The organism is Candidatus Izemoplasma sp., assembly GCA_036172455.1.
In the GTDB taxonomy this organism is placed as follows: Bacteria; Bacillota_I; Bacilli_A; order Izemoplasmatales; family Izemoplasmataceae; genus JAIPGF01.
In genome coordinates this window covers 1-21,903 of record JAXKVY010000002.1, presented here as the reverse complement: position 1 = coordinate 21,903, position 21,903 = coordinate 1, and the positions used below count along the sequence as shown (strand labels likewise).

Below are 21,903 nucleotides of genomic sequence, written 5' to 3'. Positions count from 1 at the left end.
TAATGATAATGAGGTGATTTTTTTGAGTGCAAATAATATTATAAAAGCAGACAACTTAACCATTGAACAAAAGGTAAATACACTCGCAAAATTAGGTGAAAATACGATTGAACCATTACCCAAAAGTGATGCGTTACAAGCGTATTTTGATGAAGGCATTTATTGTGAGTTGTTTGAAGGGAATGCACCATTTAAACCACGCTATATTACACCAGACTATGAGAAATTTATGGCTCAGGGATCAGAATTTCTTGGTTTAAAACCACCAACAAATTTATTTGAAGCCATCAATCACTTACAAATTTTGTATCATCATGTACCATCGATTACAAATTTCCCTGTGTATCTAGGGAACTTAGATACGTTGCTTGATCCATTCATAGAAGATGAAGCCCTCGCTAAAGAATTAATTAAACATTTCTTGGTCTTTATTGATCGCACAATTACTGATTCGTTTTGTCATGCAAATCTAGGTCCTAAAGCTACTAAAGCAGGTAATATTTTATTAGATGTAATTAAGGAACTTGATAACCCGACACCGAACTTTACGCTTAAAGTTAGTGATGATACGGATAACGATTTCTTAGAAAAAGCGATTGCGTGTTCTTTAGAAGTGGTGAAACCAGCACTTGCTAATGATGAGATGTTTCGGAAAGACTTTGATGGTGACTACGCGATCGCCAGCTGCTATAATGGTCTAAAAATTGGTGGTGGGGGGTATACATTATCCCGTTTACGCTTAAACCGTATTGCTGATAAAGTCGATAGCATAGAAGCCTTTTATGAAATGCTAGATGATGTCATGCAAGAAAATCTAATCCAAATGGATAAACGCATTCGTTATATTGTTGAAGAAGTGAAGTTTTTTGAGACAAACTTCCTAGCAAAAGAAGGCTTAATAGAACGTGATAAATTTACCGGTATGTTTGGATTGGTTGGTTTAGCTGAATGTGTTAATACATTAAGTATTGAGCGCTTTGGACAATCAGACAAAGCGGATCAATTAGGAATAGATATTTTAGAATTTATGCAAAAGAAACTCAATCAACACAAGGGGTATTATTGTGGTTTCTTCAATAATAAATATTTACTTCATGCCCAAGTGGGTATTGATACAGATTATGACTGTACCGCAGGGTGCCGGATTCCAATAGGTGATGAAATTGAAATTCATGATCACTTATTGCAAGCAAGTCAGTATCATCCATATTTTCCAACCGGTATTGGTGATATATTTGTCTTTGAAAAAACATATAAAAATAATATACCTGCATTAGTGGATTTATTAAAAGGTGCATTTGAACATGGTATGCGATACCTTACGTTCCATACATCAGACTCAGACTTAATTAAAGTCACAGGATATTTAGTGAAGAAAAGTGAAGTTGAAAAACTGTCTAAAGGTGAGTCTGTATTACGGGATACTACAGCCCTAGGTAAAGGAGCGAATGAAGGGACACATGTCTTTGAACGTATGGTCAGAAAATAATTTACCGATATTAAAACTATATCGTTCATCATCCACTGATGGCCCTGGTAATCGCTATGCGATTTATTTAGCAGGGTGTAACTTAAACTGTAAAAGCTGTCATAATCCAGAATCAATTAATCGCTGTAATGATTGCGGTGCATGTGTAACCGCATGTGATTTTGATGCCTTATCGATAACAGATGGAAAAGTAGCTTACAACCTTACGAACTGTACTTTATGTGATCGCTGTATACAAACATGCGACCATCTCGCCTCACCACGGCTCATGAATCTAACAGAAGATGAGATTATTGCCGATATTAAGAAATATCAATTACTGATTCGAGGGGTAACCTTTTCAGGTGGGGAAGCAACCTTGCACTACAAAACCTTAATACCATTAATTAAACGTATTAAACAGATGGGTCTTACGGTGTTTATTGACACGAATGGTGTCTTTGGTGACAGTGAAAAGATAAAAGAATTGATCGACTTAGTTGATTATTTTATGGTTGATGTAAAATTTTATGACGATGCGATGCATCAATTTTATACAGGTGCCTCTAACAAAATCATATTACAAAATATAAAGCGATTATATAAACTAGGGAAACTTTATGAAGTAAGAACGGTATTTTATGGCAGTCAAGAAAGTTTTGAAGATATTAAAAAAATTGAAGCAATTGTACCAAAAGATATTCAATATAAAGTTATTCCCTATCACAGCTATGGCGTTAGAGATGATTATAAATCACTGTTTAAAGTACCTACAGAATCACAAATACAAGCGTTATCAAAGTATTTGACAACACAACGAAAAAAAGTTACTATATTACAGATAGATAAATTATGATATACTATAAAAAATGGAGTAAAGGAGACGACTAATGAGTTATGCTTTTGAAATGAACGGAATTACTAAAGAGTTCCCAGGAATCAAAGCGAATGATGCCGTCGATTTAAAAGTTAAAGATGGTGAAATTCATGCCCTTCTCGGAGAAAATGGGGCCGGTAAAAGTACACTTATGAGTGTTCTTTTTGGGCTTTATCAACCTGAGGAAGGCCATATTAAAGTACGTGGTGAAACAGTCAAAATAGATAACCCTAATATTGCTAATGACTTAGGTATTGGGATGGTTCACCAGCATTTTAAATTGGTTGACGATTTTACTGTCACAGAAAATATTATTTTAGGCGCTGAGCCAAAAAAATCGTTTCGACGTGTAGATATTGAAGAGGCAGCAAAATCAGTTGAAGAACTATCAAAACAATATGGGTTGAAAGTAGACCCTTATGCGAAGATACAAGATATTACAGTTGGTATGCAACAACGTGTTGAAATCTTGAAAATGTTGTATCGGCATGCAGATATATTGATATTTGATGAACCAACAGCGGTATTAACACCTCAAGAAATTAAAGAGTTAATGAGTATTATGCGAGAATTAATTAAAGAAGGTAAAACGATTGTATTAATTACACATAAGTTAAAAGAAATCAAAGAAGTCGCGGACCGTTGTACGGTTTTAAGACGCGGTAAATATATTGGGACTGTAGAGGTTCAAGATACATCAGAAAGTGAATTAGCTGAAATGATGGTTGGAAGACCGGTTAGTTTTGAAGTTCAAAAAGATCCAGCTGAACCTGGTGATGTTGTGTTAAGCATTAATAAGTTAAATGTCTTAGACAATCGTGATTTACCAGCCGTCAAAGATTTTTCGCTTGAATGTAAAGCTGGTGAGATTATGTGTATCGCCGGGATTGATGGCAATGGTCAAACCGAGTTGATTGAAGCATTGTATGGTCTTCGTGATATTCAAAGTGGTAGCATTTCTCTTAACGGTAAAGAAGTTGGACATGAGTCTATTCGTGCGCGGGTAGAAGATGGAATGGGACTTATCCCTGAAGATCGACATAAATATGGACTTGTATTAGATTTTACACTCGAAAATAATTTTGTTTTACTTGATTATTATAAGGATAAGTACCAACAAAAAGGATTTATTAAACCAGAAGCAATCAGTGACAATGCGGATCGGTTGATTAAAGAATTTGACGTACGTAGTGGTGAAGGTGGAAAAACCATGGCGAGAAGTATGTCTGGTGGTAATCAACAAAAGGCCATTATTGCCCGTGAAATTGATCGATCACCAGATGTTTTAATCGCGGCACAACCAACACGTGGATTAGATGTTGGTGCGATTGAGTATATCCATAAACGTTTGGTTCAAGAACGTGATAATGGACGAGCTGTCTTGTTAATCTCACTTGAACTTGAAGAAGTATTAAATGTCTCGGATCGTATCGCTGTTATTTACGAAGGAGAAGTTGTTGGTATCGTTGATGCGAAGGAAACTAACGCCAATGAATTGGGTCTTATGATGAGTGGATCTAAACGAGGTGATAAAGATGCTGGATAACATAAAAACTTGGTTCAGTAAACAATGGAAAGCTTTCAAGAAGTTTATTTCTGATGACAATAACTCAACATGGGTTGTACCAATTATTGCTGTTTTAATGGGATTCTTACTAGGAGTCTTCATCATGTTAGTTACAGGACGTGATCCGCTTGATATCTTTAGAGCTCTACTCCGCGCTACAGCCGGGATAGATGTTAGCTTTATTGGAACAGGTAAAGATATCTTTAATGCGCGATACGTTGGTGAGTTTTTTGTTTTCAGTATGCCAGTTATATTAACGGGTCTTTCGGTTGCGTTTGCTTTTAGAACAGGACTCTTTAATATTGGTGCCGAAGGACAACTTATGATGGGGTCATTCGGTGCTGTTATGATTGGTGTTTTGTTAGAATTACCACTGATTATTCACCTACCACTTGTTGTATTTACAGGCGCGTTATTTGGCGGACTTTGGGGATTTATTCCCGGATTTCTAAAAGCCAAGTTTAATGTCCATGAAGTGGTTGTTACGATTATGATGAACTATGCAGCCTTGTTTACAACGAATTACTTATATAAGCAATTACCTGGTAGTGACAACATCCGCACAGTTGATGTTGCACCAACCGCTTCATTTGCGAGTGAATTTCTATCTGACTTAACCAATAATTCACGATTTCATTGGGGAATCATTGTTGTTATATTAGCGGTTATTGCCTTTTGGTTAATTATCGATAAGACAATTTTTGGATTCGAATTAAAAAGTGCTGGATTCAACAAACATGCCTCAAAATACGCTGGTATGAAAGTTGAACGAAACATCATCTTATCAATGGTGATATCAGGCGCATTTGCTGGTCTTGCTGGAGTTTTACTTGCTGTCGGGACCTTTAACTATGGACGGGTATTACCTGGTGCAGAAGGCATCGGATTTGATGGTATTGCTGTTGCTTTAGTTGGTGGTACAACGGCTATTGGTTCTGTTTTTGCTGGATTATTATTCGGTGGACTGAAAGCTGCGCAACCACTTATGCAAGCTCGTGGAATACCACGTGATATTGCAAGCATTATTATCGCATCTATTGTATTGTTCGTAGCGATGCAAGCAGGTATTAAACAGTTTTTAAATCGTTTTAAAGTGAAGGAGGAAGAATAATAATGGAAACTTTATTTTCAATGCTAACATTAGCCTTTATTTATTCGACACCGATCATTATAACTAGTATTGGTGGCCTTTTCTCAGAACGAAGTGGTGTTGTTAATATTGCCTTAGAAGGCTTAATGATGTTTGGAGCGTTTGCGGGTGCAACAGTGACAGTTATGTTAGAACCCACCTTCAGTGGTGGCTTTAACTGGGCACCTTGGATTGGATTGCTTGTGGGGTCTTTAACTGGTGCGCTTGTCTCAATCATTCATGCCTACTTGAGTGTTAACTTGAATGCTGATCAGGTCATCTCTGGTACAGGAATTAACTTACTTGCTGCTGGAGTCACAGTCTATTTAGCACAAATCATTTTTGGTCAACAACGGACAGATACTTTCCAACGGGGATTTGTTAAATCAACCTATCCCGGACTGAGTAAAATTCCTATCATCGGTGATATCTTCTTCACCAATATTTATTCGAGTGTATTTGTCGCTCTTATATTAGTTGTTGTCGCTTGGTTTGTCATCTATAAGACAGCGTTTGGACTACGACTACGATCGACAGGTGAAAACCCACATGCATCTGATAGTATGGGAATTAGTGTCGCTAAAATGCGGTATATCGGGGTTATTTTATCGGGCGCATTCGCTGGTCTTGGTGGAGCGATTATGGTATTAACTCAAGATACTCAGTATACAGTAGCTAGTATTCATGGAACTGGGTTTATTGCCTTAGCCGCATTAATCTTTGGTCGTTGGAAACCTTTTGGATTATTATTTGCCGGACTCTTCTTTGGATTCAGTCAAATATTGAGTTTATATTCAGTCGATATTCCATTGATTTCAGGATTACCACTAGAATTCTTTAATGCATTACCTTATGTTTTAACAGTGTTAGCTTTAGTCTTGTTTAGTTCAAAAGCTGTCGGTCCAAAAGCCGCAGGAGAACCATACGATAAAGGAAAACGCTAAAATATCTTTAAGACGATATAAAAATATCGTCTTTTCTTTTGGTAAAAATTAGGATATAATAGTATCTAATAGAAACAAAGGGGAAAGCATATGAAACCACTCAGTAAAGAACAACTCACAGACATTCCTATCATTCAGCTTGAAGATATCTATTTGCGACCAATTCAGTATGAGGATTTTGAAGATGTATATGATTATGGTAAAGATGATGAAGTGACGCGCCTGTTAACATGGGATAGTTTTGATTCAGTAGATGAAGCCAAAATGGCCATTACGCATGTCTTTTTAACCCGACCCGATAATGATGTGCCAAGTGCTTATGCCATTGTCGATCTAAAGACAGATAAAATGATTGGAACATGTGATTTTTTCCGTGTTGATTGGGATCAAGGTGTTGGTGAAATAGGGTATGTACTCCATAAAGATTTTTGGGGTAAAGGGTATATGACCCAAGCCACAAAAGCTCTGATTGATTTTGGGTTTAACTATTTAAAACTCGATACGATAGAAATCGGTCATGCGGAAGATAATATTGGTAGCCGACGTGTTATCGAAAAGTGTGGGTTTCGCTTAGTCGATAAGCGAATGCACAAACGTCTCAATCGATTAACCTATTATTATGAAATGACGAGAACGGATTATGATAAGCTATACAAAAGCAAGTGATGACTAATCGAAAGCACGATGACAAAAAAAGTGAAAAAATAACTTGCCAAAGTTATTTTTTTTAAGTAAAATTATCTTTGCATTATAATACCCTAAGGAGGAAAACTTATGAGCCATATATTATCCATTGACCATTTAACAAAATCGTTTGGTGAGAAAGTCGTTTTAAATGACATATCATTAACCATTAAATACAATGAATTTGTGACGTTGCTCGGTCCTTCTGGGTGTGGTAAAACAACTTTGTTACGATTGATTGGTGGCTTCGAAACATTTGAAGAAGGCACGATTGATTTTATGGGAGATGACATTTTAAATATCCCCCCCAACCAACGTAAAATTAATACTGTCTTTCAACATTATGCGTTGTTCCCGCATTTGAATGTCTATGACAATATTGCGTTTGGACTTAAAATGAAAAAATGTTCAAAAGAAGAGATTGATGAGACTGTAAAAGACATGTTGAAGTTGGTAAAACTAACAGGGTATGAAAGAAGACGGATTGACACATTGAGTGGGGGGCAAAAACAGCGTGTTGCGATTGCGAGAGCGTTGGTTAATCGTCCTAAGTTATTGTTACTTGATGAACCACTCGGTGCCCTTGATTTAAAATTACGACAAGACATGCAGTATGAGTTAAAAGAGATGCAGCGTCAACTTGGTATCACGTTTATCTTTGTTACACATGACCAGGAAGAAGCGTTGACCATGAGTGATCGTGTGGTTGTTATGAATGATGGAGTAATCCAACAAATCGGTACACCTGAAGATATCTATAATGAACCAGTTAATCAATTTAGCGCATCTTTTATTGGGGAAAGTAACATCATAAGTGGTGTGATGGTAAAAGATTACGAAGTGACTTTTGAAGGGTTAACACATCACTGTGTGGATCGTGGTTTTAATCCAAATGAACCTGTTGATGTGGTTATCAGACCTGAAGATATTACATTAAACCCGCCTAAAGAAGACACGATATGTGGGGTTGTGACGGATGTAACCTTTAAGGGTGTACATTACGAGATATGTGTCATGGTGAATGAGAAAGAATATGTGATTCATTCGACTAAAGCACAATCTAAAGAAGATAAAGTATCGCTATCTTTTGGACCCAATGATATTCATATTATGAGGAAATCTCATGCGTCGGGTTAGGTGGTATGTCATTCCATATATGGTTTGGATGAGTTTCTTCATTATATTACCATCACTGTTGATATTGTTTTTAGCAATTACGAATTTTGATTTATATTTAAAAGGACCATTTGAGTTTACCTTAGAGGCTTTTAAAGTCTTTAGACAAAGTACTGTACAAATCGCTTTAACCAATAGTATTAAGTTTAGTTTTATAACAACAATGATTGCCTTAATTATTGGGTATCCAACAGCGTACTATCTTGCCCATTTAAAGACCGACTATAAGACATTTTTAGTGGCCTTAATCATTATTCCTGTGTGGAGTAACATGTTACTTAGGATTATTGCATGGGAGAAACTGTTTTTTCCCATTTCACTCTTGAATATGTTTGGGTTGTCACTCGATTGGATCGGATCAGATAAAGCAATTATTATTGGGATGTTATCAATGTATTTACCGTTTATGATTTTACCGATATATAGTGTCTTAGTAAAATTAGATAAACATTTAATTGAAGCTGCTAAAGACTTAGGAGCATCTGCGTTTCAAACCTTTATTCGGGTAGTGTTACCATTAAGTTTGCCCGGCGTTGTAAGTGGGATTATTATGACGCTCTTACCAGCAATGACAACGTTTGCTTTACCAGAACGACTCGGTGGTGGAAAAGTCATCTTAATCGGCAATGTGATTGAAGATGCTTTTATGAAAACAGGAAATTTAAATGTTGGAAGTATGATTAGTATTGTATTAATGCTTGTAATTGTGCTGTTGTTTATTGGCGTCATGCGTGTTGATAAAGAAGGGGAGACACTTGTATGAGTTGGCTTAGAAAACAGCTGTTGCCGATTTCTACAGGGCTTGTTTATTTGATCATCTATTTTCCTATTTTTGTCATTGCATTACTCAGCATTAACCATTCATCTTCTGGACAAACCTTTACTAAAATATCACTTCAATGGTATCGCGAGATTCTTACGAATGCCTTATTATTAGAAGCGATTAAGACCACTTTGAGTGTTGCGGTAGTGAGTACACTTGTTGCCACAGTTGTCGGTACATTTGTGGCGATTGGGATACATAGTTTACACAGACAATACCGTTTAACATTGATGATGGTAAATAATGTACCTGTTGTTAATCCGGATATTGTCACAGGAATCAGTCTTATGGTTGTCTTTGGCTTGTTACCTATCTCATTTGGATTTCATACCATGTTACTGGCACATGTTTTTTTCTCAATACCGTTTGTTGTGTTGAGTGTGTTACCGAAATTGAAAGAACTTGATAATAACTTATTTGATGCGGCGATTGATTTAGGGTGTACCCCTTTTCAAGCTGTCATAAAAGTCATTATTCCGGCAATCAAAACAGGTATCATTACCGGAGCCTTGATCGCATTTACGATGAGCATTGACGACTTTGTCATTAGTTACTTTACCACAGGTAGTGGCGTACAGAACGTGAGTTTATGGATATATGCCAGACTGGGTCGTAGAAACTTCTCCCCAGCCGTGTACGCCTATAATACCATTGTAACGAGTGTGACAATTCTAATGCTTCTAAGTATAAATTATTATTCTATTAAAAAGAAAAGGAGACAAAACCAATGAAAAAATTAGGAATTGTATTAATGAGTTTTGTAACTATTTTACTATTATCAGGATGCCAACAAACTGATAATAAACTATATGTATTAAACTGGGGCGAATATATAGATCAAGATCTTGTGGCTGAGTTTGAAGCATTACATGATGTCACTGTGATTTATGAAGAAGTCGGTAGTAACGAGGAAATGGAAGTTAAAATTAAATCAGGTGTCACTAACTATGATATCGCTTTTCCAAGTGACTATATGATTGATAAATTGCGCCAACAAGGATTATTAAATGAAATTGATTATGATTTATTAAATGGTTTTGATGATGTCAGTTTATTACCAGAAGTAAAAGCTTTATATGAAGATGAAGCATACGCACCTTACTTAGTTCCATATTTTTGGGGAACTATTGGCATCATGTATAACACAGACACTGTCGATGAAGCAGATTTAACAGGTTGGGACGTGTTATTTACGAATGAGCACGGATACAAAATGGGAATGTATGACTCAGCACGTGATGCAATCGCAAGTGCGTTATTATACTTAGATGAAGACGTTAATACTGCTGATGAGACCGTTTTAAATAATGCCAAACAAGCGTTAAATAATACCGCTTATGATGTCTTTGGTGAAGATAATTTAAAAGGGTATGTCCATAGTGGCAACTTAGATTTAGCGTTGGTTTATAGTGGTGACTATTTTGATGAAATGTATACCGCAGAAGCAGATGGAGAAACCATTAATTTCGCCTTCTATGTACCTGAGAAAACAAATGTATGGATTGATGGATTTGTGATTCCAAAATCAAGTCAAAACCTATCATTAGCCCATGAATTTATTAACTTTTTCTTACATCATGATCGTTCAGTAAGAAATGCAGATTGGGTTGGATACGCGCCAGTTTTAGAAGAGGTTTATAACACTATGGTGTCGGACGAGTATGGCTATGATTATGATAACTATCATCCATATCCAGATGGTAGTGAACGGGTAATATATCAATATATTTCACAAGAACGTTTTGAGTTACTAAATGCCATTTTGAATGAAGTTAAAGCGAACCAATAACCTATTTTGCCTAACAAAATAGGTTTTTCTTTTGTTTTGAAAGACGTGGGAATATGTTAAAATAAGATGATAGAAGGTGTGATCATATGAAAATGAAACAAGATGCATATTATGATGTGGTAAGTCTTACAAGTATGGGTTTAAGAATGAGTCCTAATGATGGTAAACTTTTGCATATGGCAAATAGTTTTAGTATCCAAGTCACAAGCGCAGAAAGTAATGTTTTAACACCGTTAGCGAGTTTAGGATTAATGGTAAAAGTCTTGACAAAATTCATCAAAGATAATCCAATGAGTCATCGGATTAAACAGGCTTTAAGACAACGTGGTATATTGTATGATGATAATGACATTGTACAAGACAGTCCGTGGGGATTACGTCATCAAATCAATTTTGTAGAACCAGGAGTTGGTCGAAAGCCACCAGTGGTGTTTAATGACCGGGCGAATGAAGTTGCGAAAACACTGCGGATAGATGATATTGATATGGCGGATTTATTTAATCATAAAGGCGTTAAAATCTTGCATATATCAGGGCTTTTTCTCGCCTTATCAGAACAGACGGCCAAGGTAACACTATCGCTTGTTAAACAAGCGAAAGCATCTGGGACAAAAATATCTTTTGATATCAATTACCGACCATCATTTTGGCTTGATCGCAAGAAACAGTTACAACCTATTTTTCAAGAGATGGTAGGATACAGTGACATTTTATTTGCGAGTGTTTTTGACTGTGAGACCATTTTAGATCAACGTATACACAAAGATGCTCGTTCAGATCAGACCTATTTTAAGGCATTATTTAAATCATTAATGAAAGCGTGTCCCAATCTATCATATATTATTACGAAAGAGCGTATCATTGAAGATGCCAATCATCATGCGTTTGGTGCCTATGCATGGAGAGATAATCAGATGTATCATATTGAGCCATTACCAATCACTGTCGTTGATCGAGTCGGTGGGGGCGATGCTTTTACAGGGGGTATTTTATATGGCTTATTATCTGATATGCCCGTTCATAAACACTTATCATTTGCTTGGGCAATGAGTGTGTTGGCAATGAGTGTTGATACGGATTATGTGATGCCACTAACTGAGCAAGATATCTGGGATATATGGCATAATAATCCGCATATGAAACGCTAAATTTTACACGTTAAAATAAAAAAAATATAAATAAATCGTTTGTCATGAATTGATTAGCTAATAAAGATTATCTGGGGGTAAAATAGAAAGATATTTTATCAATAAATCAGTGGCTTAGTGCTTTTTATTTCGCGCTGTTTATGGTATAGTATTTATGAATATAATGAGGTTGATAATATGGTAAAAACAAATACAGAAATTCGTCGGAAACAACGCGAAGAAGTCATACAAAAATTGTATGAAATTGATATCAATGATGGTGTCAATGACACAGAAATTCAAGATCCTTACGTGAAAACATCGGTTGAGGGTGTCCTTGAACACCGTGATTTTATTGATCGTAAAATCCAAGATAATTTAACCAACTGGAATTTATCCCGGCTAACTTATATTGATAGAGCGATTATTCGCTTTGGGACATATGAATTGATTTACAGTCAGTTACCAAGTGAGATTATCATTAATGAAGCGTTGGTTTTGACACGTAAATACTCGGATGAGGGCAATGATAAAATGGTTGGTTTTACCAATAAAGTTTTAGATAACATACACCACGCAGTGAAGTAGGTGATTTTGTGGAACAAACATATTTAACGGTCACGGCACTAACCAAATATATTAAATATAAATTTGATCATGATTCGCACTTGAAGCATATTTACCTAAAAGGGGAAATATCTAACTTCAAGCACCATTCACGAGGTCATTTTTATTTTACATTGAAAGATGATCGGGCACAGATTAGTGCGATTATGTTTGCCTCAAACTCAAGCAAAGTAACATTTAAGCCAGAAGATGGTATGAGTGTTGAAGTTGAAGGGTATGTTAGTGTGTATGAGGCAAGTGGACAATATCAAGTTTATGTGAATAAATTGACTGAAGCGGGTAAAGGGGATTTATATATTGCCTATGAAAAACTCAAAAAAGCATTACAAGAAAAAGGCTTGTTTGATCAAAAACACAAACAACCTATTCCCCGTTTTCCTAAAACCATAGCAGTTTTAACGAGCCCAACAGGGGCTGCGGTAAGAGATATTATTCATATTGTGAATAGGCGCTATCCGCTTGCGAATATCATTGTTTATCCAACCCTTGTACAAGGGGAATACGCAAAAGATAGTATTGTTACGCAGATCAAAAAAGCCAATCAAGATGGATTGGTTGATGTTATGATACTTGGCCGTGGTGGCGGTAGTATTGAAGACTTATGGCCATTTAATGAAGAAGTTGTGGCGTATGCGATTCATGATAGTAAGATCCCTATTATTTCTAGTGTAGGCCATGAGACAGATTTTACAATTAGTGATTTTGTGGCTGATATGCGGGCACCAACACCAAGTGGTGCGGCTGAGATAGCTGTGCCTAATCAAGTAGACTTATTACAATATTTAAGTCAATTACGAGCTAAAGGTCATCAAAGTATTCGCCACTTGCTCCATGATAAAGAAACGCGCTTAGAGCGTATTACATCTAGTGTATTGTTTCGTGATCCATTGCGTTTAATTGAAACGCAAACAAGACAATTAGAACATTTAGATGAAAAACTGGCGTTATTAAGTCCAACCATGCGCCTGAAGCAATACCGGACTGATTTAACCAATTATAAAGAACGATTGCAAGAACGATTGCGCAATATTATAGACCGTAAAGGTAGTCGCTACGAACTGGCTTTGAACCGCTTAGAACTACTTAACCCTTTATCGATTATGAAAAAAGGGTATAGTGTGACCATGAAAGATGGACACATTGTGAAATCTGTGTCTCCTTTAAAGACAGGTGACACGATAGATGTAAAGTTACAAGATGGAACGGTGACATCGGTTGTTAAAACGATTGAAAGGAATGAGTCATAATGGCAGATCAAAAAGAACAAAGCTTTGAAGAAGCATTAGAACAATTAGAAGCGTTAGTAAAAGAACTTGAAAACGGTGATATTGAACTCAATAAAGCTGTTGAAAAATATAACAAAGGAATGCAGTTATCAAAACATTGTCATACATTATTAGAAAATGCTGAAAAGACAATTGTAAAGATGATGAAAGATGATGAATTAACTGATTTTGAATAACCTGAGGTGATGAACGTGCAACTAGAAGACATCAAAAATCCAGCTTTTTTAAAAACCACTTCCATTAAAGAATGCGAAGCACTGAGTGAACAGATTCGTACATTTTTAATTGAGAATGTTTCTAAAACAGGTGGCCATTTGTCATCAAATTTAGGAGCTGTAGAGCTCACTATTGCATTACATAAAGTGTTTGACAGTCCAAACGATAAAATCTTATTTGATGTTGGACATCAAGCATATACCCATAAAATCCTGACTGGGAGAGCCAAAGCGTTTAATACTTTGCGCCAATATAAAGGGTTGAGTGGGTATTTAAAACGCGATGAGAGTGAACATGACATATTAGAAGCGGGACATAGTTCTACTAGTATCGCAGCAGCGGCTGGGATTGAAGCGAGTAAACAATATTTAAATCAGTCATACAAAGTTATCCCCGTTATTGGTGATGGAGCATTAACCGCAGGAATGGCATTTGAATCCTTAAATTTTTTGGGTGAAAAGGTCAATCAAAATCCTGTCATTGTATTAAATGATAATGAAATGAGTATCAGTCAAAATATTGGTTATATGGCACGTTTATTCAATCAAATCCGTAGTAAAACGGTTTACCGTAAGGTCAAAAGCAAGACAGCGCGTGTTTTACCAAAATTTTTACGCCGATTAACCGGAAAGGTTGAACGAGGCGTTAAGGGATTTATCACAAACAATAACATTTTTGATGATTTTGGGTTTTCATATTATGGACCTATTGATGGGCATAATATGAAAGAATTGATCAAGTATTTTGAAATCGCCAAAAAAGAGACACGTCCCTGTGTAATCCATGTCTTAACCGAAAAAGGGAAAGGCTACAAATATTCTGAAAAAGATCAGATTGGCTTATGGCATGGGGTAGGTCCGTTTGAAATTGAAAGTGGTAACCATAAAAGTGTACACACTCCTAACTATCATAAATGGAGTGATATCATAGGTCATTATATGGAAGATTACGCAAGTAAAGAACCACAGTTTGCGGTTGTTGTACCGGCCATGATTGCCGGTAGCGGCTTATTAAACTTTAAAGAAAAGTTTCCGGATAAATTATATGATGTTGGGATTGCTGAACAGATGGCTGTAACAATGAGTGCTGGATTTGCATTAAGTGGGATAAAAGTATTTACTCCAATTTATTCAACCTTTATGCAACGAGCATATGATCAGGTCAATCATGATGTTGCTAGACAAAACTTAGATGTTGTGTTTGGTATTGATCGTGCTGGTATTGTTGGCGCAGATGGGGAAACTCATCAAGGGGTGTTCGATATTCCATTATTAAGACATATCCCGAACATGACAATTATGCATCCTAAGAATCCAGAAGAAGCGTATGAACAATTAAATTATGCATTTAATACCCACAAAGGACCAATCGCTATACGGTATCCAAGAGGAAAAGCAGTCATGGACTTTACGCAACCCATATCAGCGAAAGAAGCTGATTTAAGTTGGACGGTTGAACACAATGGGAACAAAGCCATTGTGTTGACGTTTGGTGATATGGTGACTGAGTTAACTGACTATGCCAAAGAAACCCATTTAGATATTGAGATTGTCAATGCGCGCGTTATTAAACCACTCGATAAAAAGCAATTAGATGCGTTAATTGATCGTCGTTTACCGATGATTATCTACGAAGAATCTGCTCGACTTGGTGGGTTTGGCAGTAGTATTTTAGAATATTATAATCAAACTGGGAAAAATACAAGTCAAATTACGATTATGGCAATACCTGATACATTTGTCCAACATGGCGATCATGACAATATATTACAAGAACTTAATCTTGATATTGATTCAGTAGTATCAGTTGTTAAGGAGAAAATGCTTGATTAAGAAGGTGAATCTATGCTGACGTATTTATCGGTTAAAAATTTTGCAATTATTGAGAATATTGAAGTACATTTTAATGATGGTATGACAGCCTTAACCGGAGAAACAGGAGCGGGTAAGAGTTTGTTAATTGATGCCATTGGTCTTTTACTAGGTGATCGTGCTTCGACAGATGTTGTGCGGACTGGTGAAGAAAAAGCTGTTGTAGAAGGCATTTTTACTTATGATAATACACTCTTAAATCCGATTCTTGATCAGTTAGATATTGATACTGACAATAATGAATTATTAATCAGACGTCAAATTACGATAACGAATAATAACATTATTAAAGTTAATCATACGACGATTACGTTAAAAGATTTACGCTTGATTACAACAAAATTAGCTGATATTCATACCCAAGAAGATACCTTAAGGTTAATCAATCCAATGACATATCTCGATATAATTGATGGGTTCAATCGCGATAACATTGAAACGAAATTAGCTGATTATCAATCGAAATTAAGCGTATACAAGCAAGAAATTAAAGCGTTAAAACGTCTTGAAAATTCTAATGATGATTTGTTAGAACGACTTGATTTATTACGCTTTCAACAAAAAGAGTTGACACAGGCAAATCTTAAAGAAAATGAAAAAGAAACTTTAGAAGAATCGATTCAAGAGTTAGAAAATTTTGATGATATATTTACCCACTTAAATGAAGCGAACGATAGGTTAACTCAGTCTGGTGCACTAGATCATATCTTTGATGCGAGTAAGCAAATTGAACAGGTAGGAGCATATAATGAGACTTATCAAGAATTGGCATCTCGCGTTCAATCAAGTTACTATGAGTTACAGGATGCACAAGAAACTTTACAACGCATCGTTGAAGAACTTGATTTTGATCCTAAAGAACTCGACACTATGCAAACGAGACTTCATCAACTAGAGACCCTAGAACAAAAGTATCGGAAAAGTATTCCTGAATTGATGGCGTATTTAGACGAAATCTCGTATGACATTGAGAATATAGACCATTATGATGATGTCATTAAAGAACATCAACAAAACGTTAAAAAAGCGTTTATCAGTGCTTATGATGCCGGTTTGTCGTTATCAAATGAGCGGCAAAAGATTGCTAAATACATCGAGCAAAAACTATTAGATATTCTTGCCGATTTAGAATTACCTAAAACAGAATTTAAAATTGATTTCACTCATGAATCACATGATGATCCAATGGATAGTCATATCTTTTTTGATAATGGTATTGATACGGTTGAATTTATGCTGTCAACAAACGTTGGAGAGCCCAAAAAACCACTCAGCAGAAGTGCGAGTGGTGGTGAAATGAGTCGAATTATGCTTGGATTTAAAAATGTTTTAGCAACAAGTTTAGGCTTAAGTTTAATGATTTTTGATGAGATAGATACGGGTGTTAGTGGGTATGTTGCGAATCAAGTAGCGAAAAAAATGAAACAAATCGCAAAAGAGACGCAAGTTATATGTATTACCCATATTCCTCAAGTTGCTGCTATTAGTAAACACCATGTTCATATATCAAAATCAGTTGAACAGAGTCGGACAAAAGCTCATATCAAGACATTAAATGGAGAAGACCGCGTGACTGAAATCGCTCAGATGATTAGTGGCGACAATGTGACTGAGGCTGCACTTGAGACAGCGCGCCAATTATTACAATAAAAAAAGCCTAATTCATTAGGCTTTTAAAATAGACTATACCTGCATTGCGCGGATTAATGTATACACTAATCCAATAACTCCAGATAAGACAAACCCAAGCGCTAAAATAACGATGATTATGCGCCCCCAACGAGTCTTCACAATATTACGTGTGGCTCTTTTTGGTTCTTCTTGTTCTTTCTTTTTCCGTTTTTTACTTTTCGGCATACTGTCACCTCTTATTCTCAAAGATTACTGTGTATCATTATAGTATAAATTATTCAAAAAGGGAAGATATTTTATGAAAAAAACCTATAAAATTATATTTCATATAGATTTAAATGCGTTTTTCGCAAGTTGTGAGATGGCAGAGGATCCAAGTTTACGTGATGTGCCCTTAGGTATTGGCGGAAACCATGAGCGTGGGGTGTTAACAACAGCGAATTATGTCGCCCGTGAATATGGTGTAACCAGTGCTATGCCAGTCTCAGAAGCGAAGAAACGTTGTCCTAATTTAGTGGTGTTACCGGGAAACTTTGATTTGTATCATAAATACAGTGACAAATTCTTTGATTTGCTGTATGAGTATGTTGATGATGTCGAAAAAGGATCAATTGATGAAGGGTATATTGATGTGACAGCCTTAAGTGAAGAGATTCATCCTTTGACACTAGCTAAACAAATTCAAAAAAGATTGTTAGATGAACATCATTTACCTGTTTCAATTGGGATTGCGCCTAATTTGTTTTTGGCGAAGATGGCATCTGATATGAAAAAGCCTCTTGGTATCACGATATTAAGAAAACGAGATGTTAAAGAGAAATTATGGCCGCTTCCGATTAAAGATATGTATGGTATTGGTAAAAAAACATATCCAGATTTAATGAAACTCGGTATTGAAACAATTGGGGATTTAGTGGCTTATAAGGATAAACGGAAACTTAGTATTGTACTGGGCAATCAAATGGAACACTTTATTAACCGAGCAAAAGGGATAGATCATCGTGAGATAGATCCTAACCGACATGTCGAGATGAAAAGTATCGGCAATTCACAAACCTATATGAAGAATCTACAAGCGTATCAAGATATTATTGATAAACTCCAACAATTGACGCGTAAAGTTGTCAATCGCTTACAAAATGATATGAGTGTAGCTAAGACGGTTATGATTCAAGTGAGATATTTTGATTTTACACAAATTACTAGAAGTTATACTATTGAGCGGCATACCGACAACTTTTATGATATTTATGCGGTCGTAGAAAGACTGTATGATGAAAATCAATCTGAGAAACCTGTAAGGTTGTTAGGTGTCAGTGTATCAAACCTCATTGATGCGAAAGATCATATTGAACAACTTAGTATCTATGATTTGAATGATGATTTAACGAAAGATGAACAAGTTTTGAAAATCATAAATAGCATAAATGATTCATATGGTCAAGAGCTCATTCATAAAGGTGCTATAAGGAAAAACACTTCTCGAGAGGATGAAAAATAATTGATATAGTCATTATAATATGGTAAAATTATATAATGATAAGGATATTATACTAACAAACTTTGGGTTGTAAAGATGGAGGAATAGATATGCGAAAAATATTTATTATAATTGGGATGTTTGTGTTATCACTTGGCCTATATGGTTGTCAAGAGGATGGTGAAACGGTAACACCACCATCATTTGTCAGTTTTACTGTCGACAATCAAGTACCAGTAGAAGATGGGGAGTTAGTCACGTTTTTTAAAGAGAAACAAGCAGAAACTTTAATTAAAGTCGAGTTAACCAATCCAGATAATGTATTGATTAAATCGATTGTTATTAATGGATATAATTATCATTCAACACGGTTTACAGATGCCTCTACATCGACCTTAAAAGTTTTTCCAATGAGTGCTGGGACAACCCTTGGTGCAAGCGAATATACTATTGATGAAATTACATATATGGATGGAGAAACCGTAAAATCTGTACGTGGATTTGACAATAATGCGTTTAAACTTTATGTGTATAAAGATGAACCAACGATTACGCGTGAAAATTATTCGGTTTCACAAAACAGTATCAGTATTGATTTTGATATTACTGATATAGACGATGTAATCTTAGAAGATTCCCTAAAAGCGAAATTATTCTCAGGGGATACATTAATTGAAGAAAAAACATTAACCAAAGGACTGGTCACAGTTCTCTTTGAAGATTTAAAGGCCAACAGCCAATATGAACTAAAAGTACAATCATCATATAACCTTGACAATAATCAAGGAACTCAAAGCAATGTCGTGATGTATACAGGAACCTTTGAAACAGTTGCGACAGGGTTACCAAGCGCGAGTATCGCGAACCTTGACGTTGAAGATACAACCATCACGTTTGATGTAGCGATTCAAGATGATGACAATGTCATTGTCGATGGTGGGTTAGTCGTTGCTGTTTATGATGACGAAGATACGCTGTTTGATACGGTTGGATTAACCGGATCTACAACAGGTGTTACGATTGATGGTTTACTGAATGATACAGACTATGAAGTCCGCATTATGGCTGATTATGACTTACGTGATGGACAAGGTGTATTAACTAATAAAGTTTTAGCGAAAACATCATTTGTGACCGCACCACAGGCCGTTCCGCAACCGAACTTAAGCAATTTAATTGTCGCAGAAAATACGATAGATTTTGATATAGTACTAGATGATCCCAACAATTTAGTATTCGAAGAATCCTTAACAGCAAATCTTTATTTTGGAGAGACACCTGCAGGCACAGTTGATGTGATTGATTATCGTGTCGGGTTTGATGTTGTGAATGTCTTTGCCAATACGGAGTTTACGATTGAAATTGTCGGTAATTATGACTTAAATGATGGCAATGGTATTCAAACAAATGAAATTATTTATACTGAAACCTTCTCAACATTAGAAAAATCAGCCCCTACAATCACAGTGAATAATACACTTGTGACACAAGGGTATGTCACGTTAAACTTTGAAGTTGATGATCCAAATGACACAATTACGAATAATGCTATGGTAGCTAATTTGTACGAAGATGATACCTTAGTTAAAACCATTCAGTTTAATCCAAATGCAACACAAATCATTTTTGATTATGCGACTGTTTATACAGAACAATATTATGTTGAAATCTTAGCTGATTATAATTTAAGTGATAATACAGGGCTTAAAACAAATCAAAAGCTATACCGAGGTATTATTGTCACTGGTGAGAAAAAAGCACCTGTTGCTGAATTTAGTAATATTTCAAGTGATACGTCATCGATTGATATGACGGTTACTGTTATCGATGCAGATAGTACAATAGAAGCCAATACCTTATTCTTAGATATTTATGTAGATGGAAGTTTACAAAGTAGTGAACCTTTGGTTGTTGGTGAGAACACACTATCAATTGGCTCATTATTATCAAACAACCAATATGAGTTTAACGTCAGAACCAATTATGATTTAGCTGATTCAAGTGGCGTTATGGTGGATCAAATATTAAATACAACAACATTCAATACAAAAGCTAAAACATTGCCTACTGGTGCTATTAGTGAAACAATAGACCGTGATACGACATCATTCACATTTGATTATTTAATTGATGATCCAAACAATGTGATTGTAACAGATAGCATCTTAGTTGAATTAATCTTAGATGGAGAAGTAAAACAAACCCTTACGCCATCCACATTAGAAGAATACGACTTAACGTTTACAGGGTTACTGTCTAATACGCAATATACCATTAAACTGTATGTCGATTATGATTTAAATGATGGAAATGGTGTTATAAGCAAGGTTCTTATTGCAGAAGTTAGCCCTAAGACAAACGCCAAAAGTGCACCAACAGCGACCATCGAATATTTAGATGTGACCTTTGATGAGACAAATAATGTCTTTAATGTTGAATTAGGAACAAAAGTATCAGATCCAGACAATGTGATTACTGGTGGCTTAGAAGCACAATTGATTTTAAATGATGTGGTACAAGCAACAGAACCATTGAGTATTGGAAACAACTCTAATTTAACTTTTGGCGATATTAATTTATTAACAAACCAACGCTATTTCATTCAAATTGTGTCAAATTATGACTTGAATGATGAAGCGACAATTAAAACTGCTGACGTGATTACTAGAGACACCTTTATTACATCAGCATTAGATGCACCAGATGCCGTTATTGATAATATCGTTGTGAGTAACAATTCAGTTACCTTTGATGTGACAATTACTGATTCAGAAGAAGTCATCACATCAAACTTAGAAGCAATGATTTATCAAGACAATACACTCGTTGATTCAAAAACGATTACCGTAGGATTGAATGAAGATGTGACATTTACAGGACTTACCTCATCCTCTGATTATGTCATTATGGTTGAAACAGATTACAACTTAAATGATGATGACGGTGAACAGACTGATCAATTGCTTGAAGCGATTGATATCACTACAGAAACAAATGCATTACCAATAGCTAGCTTATCAAATATTGAGACGTCTCACGATACACTTGATGTGACCGTAACATATACGGATATTGATGGTGTCATTACAGGTAATCGCTCTGTCTCAATTTATGATGAAGCAAATACACTGATTGATACAAAAGCACTTTCTACCAATACGGAAACAGTTCAGTTCACAGGATTGCTCAGCGATCAAACATACACCA

Annotated in this window: 19 protein-coding genes; 18 read left to right on the top strand and 1 reads right to left on the bottom strand. The window is 35.8% G+C overall.

Features of this window, described 5'->3' with window-relative positions:
* Window positions 1-22: 22 nt before the first annotated feature.
* The 16 genes from UMR38_02720 to recN all read left to right on the top strand — a co-directional run bounded on the left by UMR38_02720 (window position 23) and on the right by recN (window position 17,234).
* Window positions 23-1,489 carry a YjjI family glycine radical enzyme gene (locus UMR38_02720; GenBank protein MEC9484773.1) on the top strand — a complete coding sequence of 489 codons (1,467 nt, stop codon included), beginning with the start codon at window positions 23-25 and terminating at the stop codon, window positions 1,487-1,489.
* Complete coding sequence (locus tag UMR38_02715) at window positions 1,461-2,324, top strand: YjjW family glycine radical enzyme activase (GenBank protein ID MEC9484772.1); 864 nt, start codon at window positions 1,461-1,463, stop codon at window positions 2,322-2,324. Before UMR38_02720 ends, UMR38_02715 begins: the two co-directional genes overlap by 29 nt.
* A gap of 34 nt (window positions 2,325-2,358) precedes the next feature.
* Window positions 2,359-3,891, top strand: coding sequence for an ABC transporter ATP-binding protein (locus UMR38_02710; GenBank protein MEC9484771.1), 1,533 nt, complete (start codon window positions 2,359-2,361; stop codon window positions 3,889-3,891).
* The gene (locus UMR38_02705) at window positions 3,881-5,023 is read left to right on the top strand and encodes an ABC transporter permease (GenBank protein MEC9484770.1); all 1,143 of its coding nucleotides are present in this window, start codon (window positions 3,881-3,883) and stop codon (window positions 5,021-5,023) included. The genes UMR38_02710 and UMR38_02705 overlap by 11 nt, the downstream gene beginning before the upstream one ends.
* A 2-nt stretch (window positions 5,024-5,025) precedes the next feature.
* The gene (locus tag UMR38_02700; protein MEC9484769.1) at window positions 5,026-5,985 is read left to right on the top strand and encodes an ABC transporter permease; all 960 of its coding nucleotides are present in this window, start codon (window positions 5,026-5,028) and stop codon (window positions 5,983-5,985) included.
* 90 nt (window positions 5,986-6,075) lie between these two features.
* Window positions 6,076-6,651: a GNAT family N-acetyltransferase gene (locus tag UMR38_02695; GenBank protein MEC9484768.1), complete on the top strand. Its 576-nt coding sequence runs from the start codon at window positions 6,076-6,078 to the stop codon at window positions 6,649-6,651.
* A gap of 108 nt (window positions 6,652-6,759) precedes the next feature.
* Window positions 6,760-7,806: a spermidine/putrescine ABC transporter ATP-binding protein gene (gene potA, locus UMR38_02690; GenBank protein MEC9484767.1), complete on the top strand. Its 1,047-nt coding sequence runs from the start codon at window positions 6,760-6,762 to the stop codon at window positions 7,804-7,806.
* Window positions 7,807-7,825: 19 nt separating this feature from the next.
* Window positions 7,826-8,608 (top strand): ABC transporter permease, encoded by a 783-nt coding sequence (locus UMR38_02685; GenBank protein MEC9484766.1) that lies wholly within the window; start codon window positions 7,826-7,828, stop codon window positions 8,606-8,608.
* A complete protein-coding gene (locus UMR38_02680) occupies window positions 8,605-9,399 on the top strand; it encodes an ABC transporter permease (protein MEC9484765.1) in 795 nt (264 codons plus the stop codon). Before UMR38_02685 ends, UMR38_02680 begins: the two co-directional genes overlap by 4 nt.
* Window positions 9,396-10,457: an extracellular solute-binding protein gene (locus UMR38_02675; protein MEC9484764.1), complete on the top strand. Its 1,062-nt coding sequence runs from the start codon at window positions 9,396-9,398 to the stop codon at window positions 10,455-10,457. The genes UMR38_02680 and UMR38_02675 overlap by 4 nt, the downstream gene beginning before the upstream one ends.
* Window positions 10,458-10,543: 86 nt before the next feature.
* The gene (locus tag UMR38_02670) at window positions 10,544-11,605 is read left to right on the top strand and encodes a sugar kinase (protein ID MEC9484763.1); all 1,062 of its coding nucleotides are present in this window, start codon (window positions 10,544-10,546) and stop codon (window positions 11,603-11,605) included.
* A gap of 177 nt (window positions 11,606-11,782) precedes the next feature.
* Entirely contained in the window at window positions 11,783-12,172 is a 390-nt protein-coding gene (gene nusB / locus UMR38_02665; GenBank protein MEC9484762.1) for a transcription antitermination factor NusB, read from the top strand.
* An 8-nt stretch (window positions 12,173-12,180) separates the two neighbouring features.
* A complete protein-coding gene (xseA, locus tag UMR38_02660; GenBank protein ID MEC9484761.1) occupies window positions 12,181-13,458 on the top strand; it encodes an exodeoxyribonuclease VII large subunit in 1,278 nt (425 codons plus the stop codon).
* Complete coding sequence (xseB, locus tag UMR38_02655) at window positions 13,458-13,673, top strand: exodeoxyribonuclease VII small subunit (GenBank protein ID MEC9484760.1); 216 nt, start codon at window positions 13,458-13,460, stop codon at window positions 13,671-13,673. Before xseA ends, xseB begins: the two co-directional genes overlap by 1 nt.
* A gap of 15 nt (window positions 13,674-13,688) precedes the next feature.
* Window positions 13,689-15,545: a 1-deoxy-D-xylulose-5-phosphate synthase gene (gene dxs, locus UMR38_02650; GenBank protein MEC9484759.1), complete on the top strand. Its 1,857-nt coding sequence runs from the start codon at window positions 13,689-13,691 to the stop codon at window positions 15,543-15,545.
* A gap of 12 nt (window positions 15,546-15,557) precedes the next feature.
* Entirely contained in the window at window positions 15,558-17,234 is a 1,677-nt protein-coding gene (recN, locus tag UMR38_02645) for a DNA repair protein RecN (protein ID MEC9484758.1), read from the top strand.
* A gap of 33 nt (window positions 17,235-17,267) precedes the next feature.
* On the opposite strand, the gene UMR38_02640 is transcribed toward recN, so the two are convergent.
* Complete coding sequence (locus tag UMR38_02640; protein ID MEC9484757.1) at window positions 17,268-17,441, bottom strand: hypothetical protein; 174 nt, start codon at window positions 17,439-17,441, stop codon at window positions 17,268-17,270.
* Window positions 17,442-17,514: 73 nt separating this feature from the next.
* Between UMR38_02640 and UMR38_02635 the strand changes: the two genes are divergently transcribed.
* Window positions 17,515-18,717: a DNA polymerase IV gene (locus UMR38_02635; GenBank protein ID MEC9484756.1), complete on the top strand. Its 1,203-nt coding sequence runs from the start codon at window positions 17,515-17,517 to the stop codon at window positions 18,715-18,717.
* Between the two features lie 89 nt (window positions 18,718-18,806).
* On the top strand, window positions 18,807-21,903 hold a 3,097-nt coding region (locus tag UMR38_02630), incomplete at its 3' end, for a hypothetical protein (GenBank protein MEC9484755.1).

What these genes read in the sequence shown, in the direction of transcription:
- UMR38_02715 (MEC9484772.1), top strand. Translation starts at nt 1,461, where the DNA reads ATGTCTTTGAACGTATGGTCAGAAAATAATTTACCGATATTAAAACTA.
- UMR38_02710 (MEC9484771.1), top strand. Translation starts at nt 2,359, where the DNA reads ATGAGTTATGCTTTTGAAATGAACGGAATTACTAAAGAGTTCCCAGGA.
- UMR38_02705 (MEC9484770.1), top strand. Translation starts at nt 3,881, where the DNA reads ATGCTGGATAACATAAAAACTTGGTTCAGTAAACAATGGAAAGCTTTC.
- UMR38_02700 (MEC9484769.1), top strand. Translation starts at nt 5,026, where the DNA reads ATGGAAACTTTATTTTCAATGCTAACATTAGCCTTTATTTATTCGACA.
- UMR38_02695 (MEC9484768.1), top strand. Translation starts at nt 6,076, where the DNA reads ATGAAACCACTCAGTAAAGAACAACTCACAGACATTCCTATCATTCAG.
- potA (MEC9484767.1), top strand. Translation starts at nt 6,760, where the DNA reads ATGAGCCATATATTATCCATTGACCATTTAACAAAATCGTTTGGTGAG.
- UMR38_02685 (MEC9484766.1), top strand. Translation starts at nt 7,826, where the DNA reads ATGGTTTGGATGAGTTTCTTCATTATATTACCATCACTGTTGATATTG.
- UMR38_02680 (MEC9484765.1), top strand. Translation starts at nt 8,605, where the DNA reads ATGAGTTGGCTTAGAAAACAGCTGTTGCCGATTTCTACAGGGCTTGTT.
- UMR38_02675 (MEC9484764.1), top strand. Translation starts at nt 9,396, where the DNA reads ATGAAAAAATTAGGAATTGTATTAATGAGTTTTGTAACTATTTTACTA.
- UMR38_02670 (MEC9484763.1), top strand. Translation starts at nt 10,544, where the DNA reads ATGAAAATGAAACAAGATGCATATTATGATGTGGTAAGTCTTACAAGT.
- nusB (MEC9484762.1), top strand. Translation starts at nt 11,783, where the DNA reads ATGGTAAAAACAAATACAGAAATTCGTCGGAAACAACGCGAAGAAGTC.
- xseB (MEC9484760.1), top strand. Translation starts at nt 13,458, where the DNA reads ATGGCAGATCAAAAAGAACAAAGCTTTGAAGAAGCATTAGAACAATTA.
- recN (MEC9484758.1), top strand. Translation starts at nt 15,558, where the DNA reads ATGCTGACGTATTTATCGGTTAAAAATTTTGCAATTATTGAGAATATT.
- UMR38_02640 (MEC9484757.1), bottom strand. Translation starts at nt 17,441, where the DNA reads ATGCCGAAAAGTAAAAAACGGAAAAAGAAAGAACAAGAAGAACCAAAA.
- UMR38_02635 (MEC9484756.1), top strand. Translation starts at nt 17,515, where the DNA reads ATGAAAAAAACCTATAAAATTATATTTCATATAGATTTAAATGCGTTT.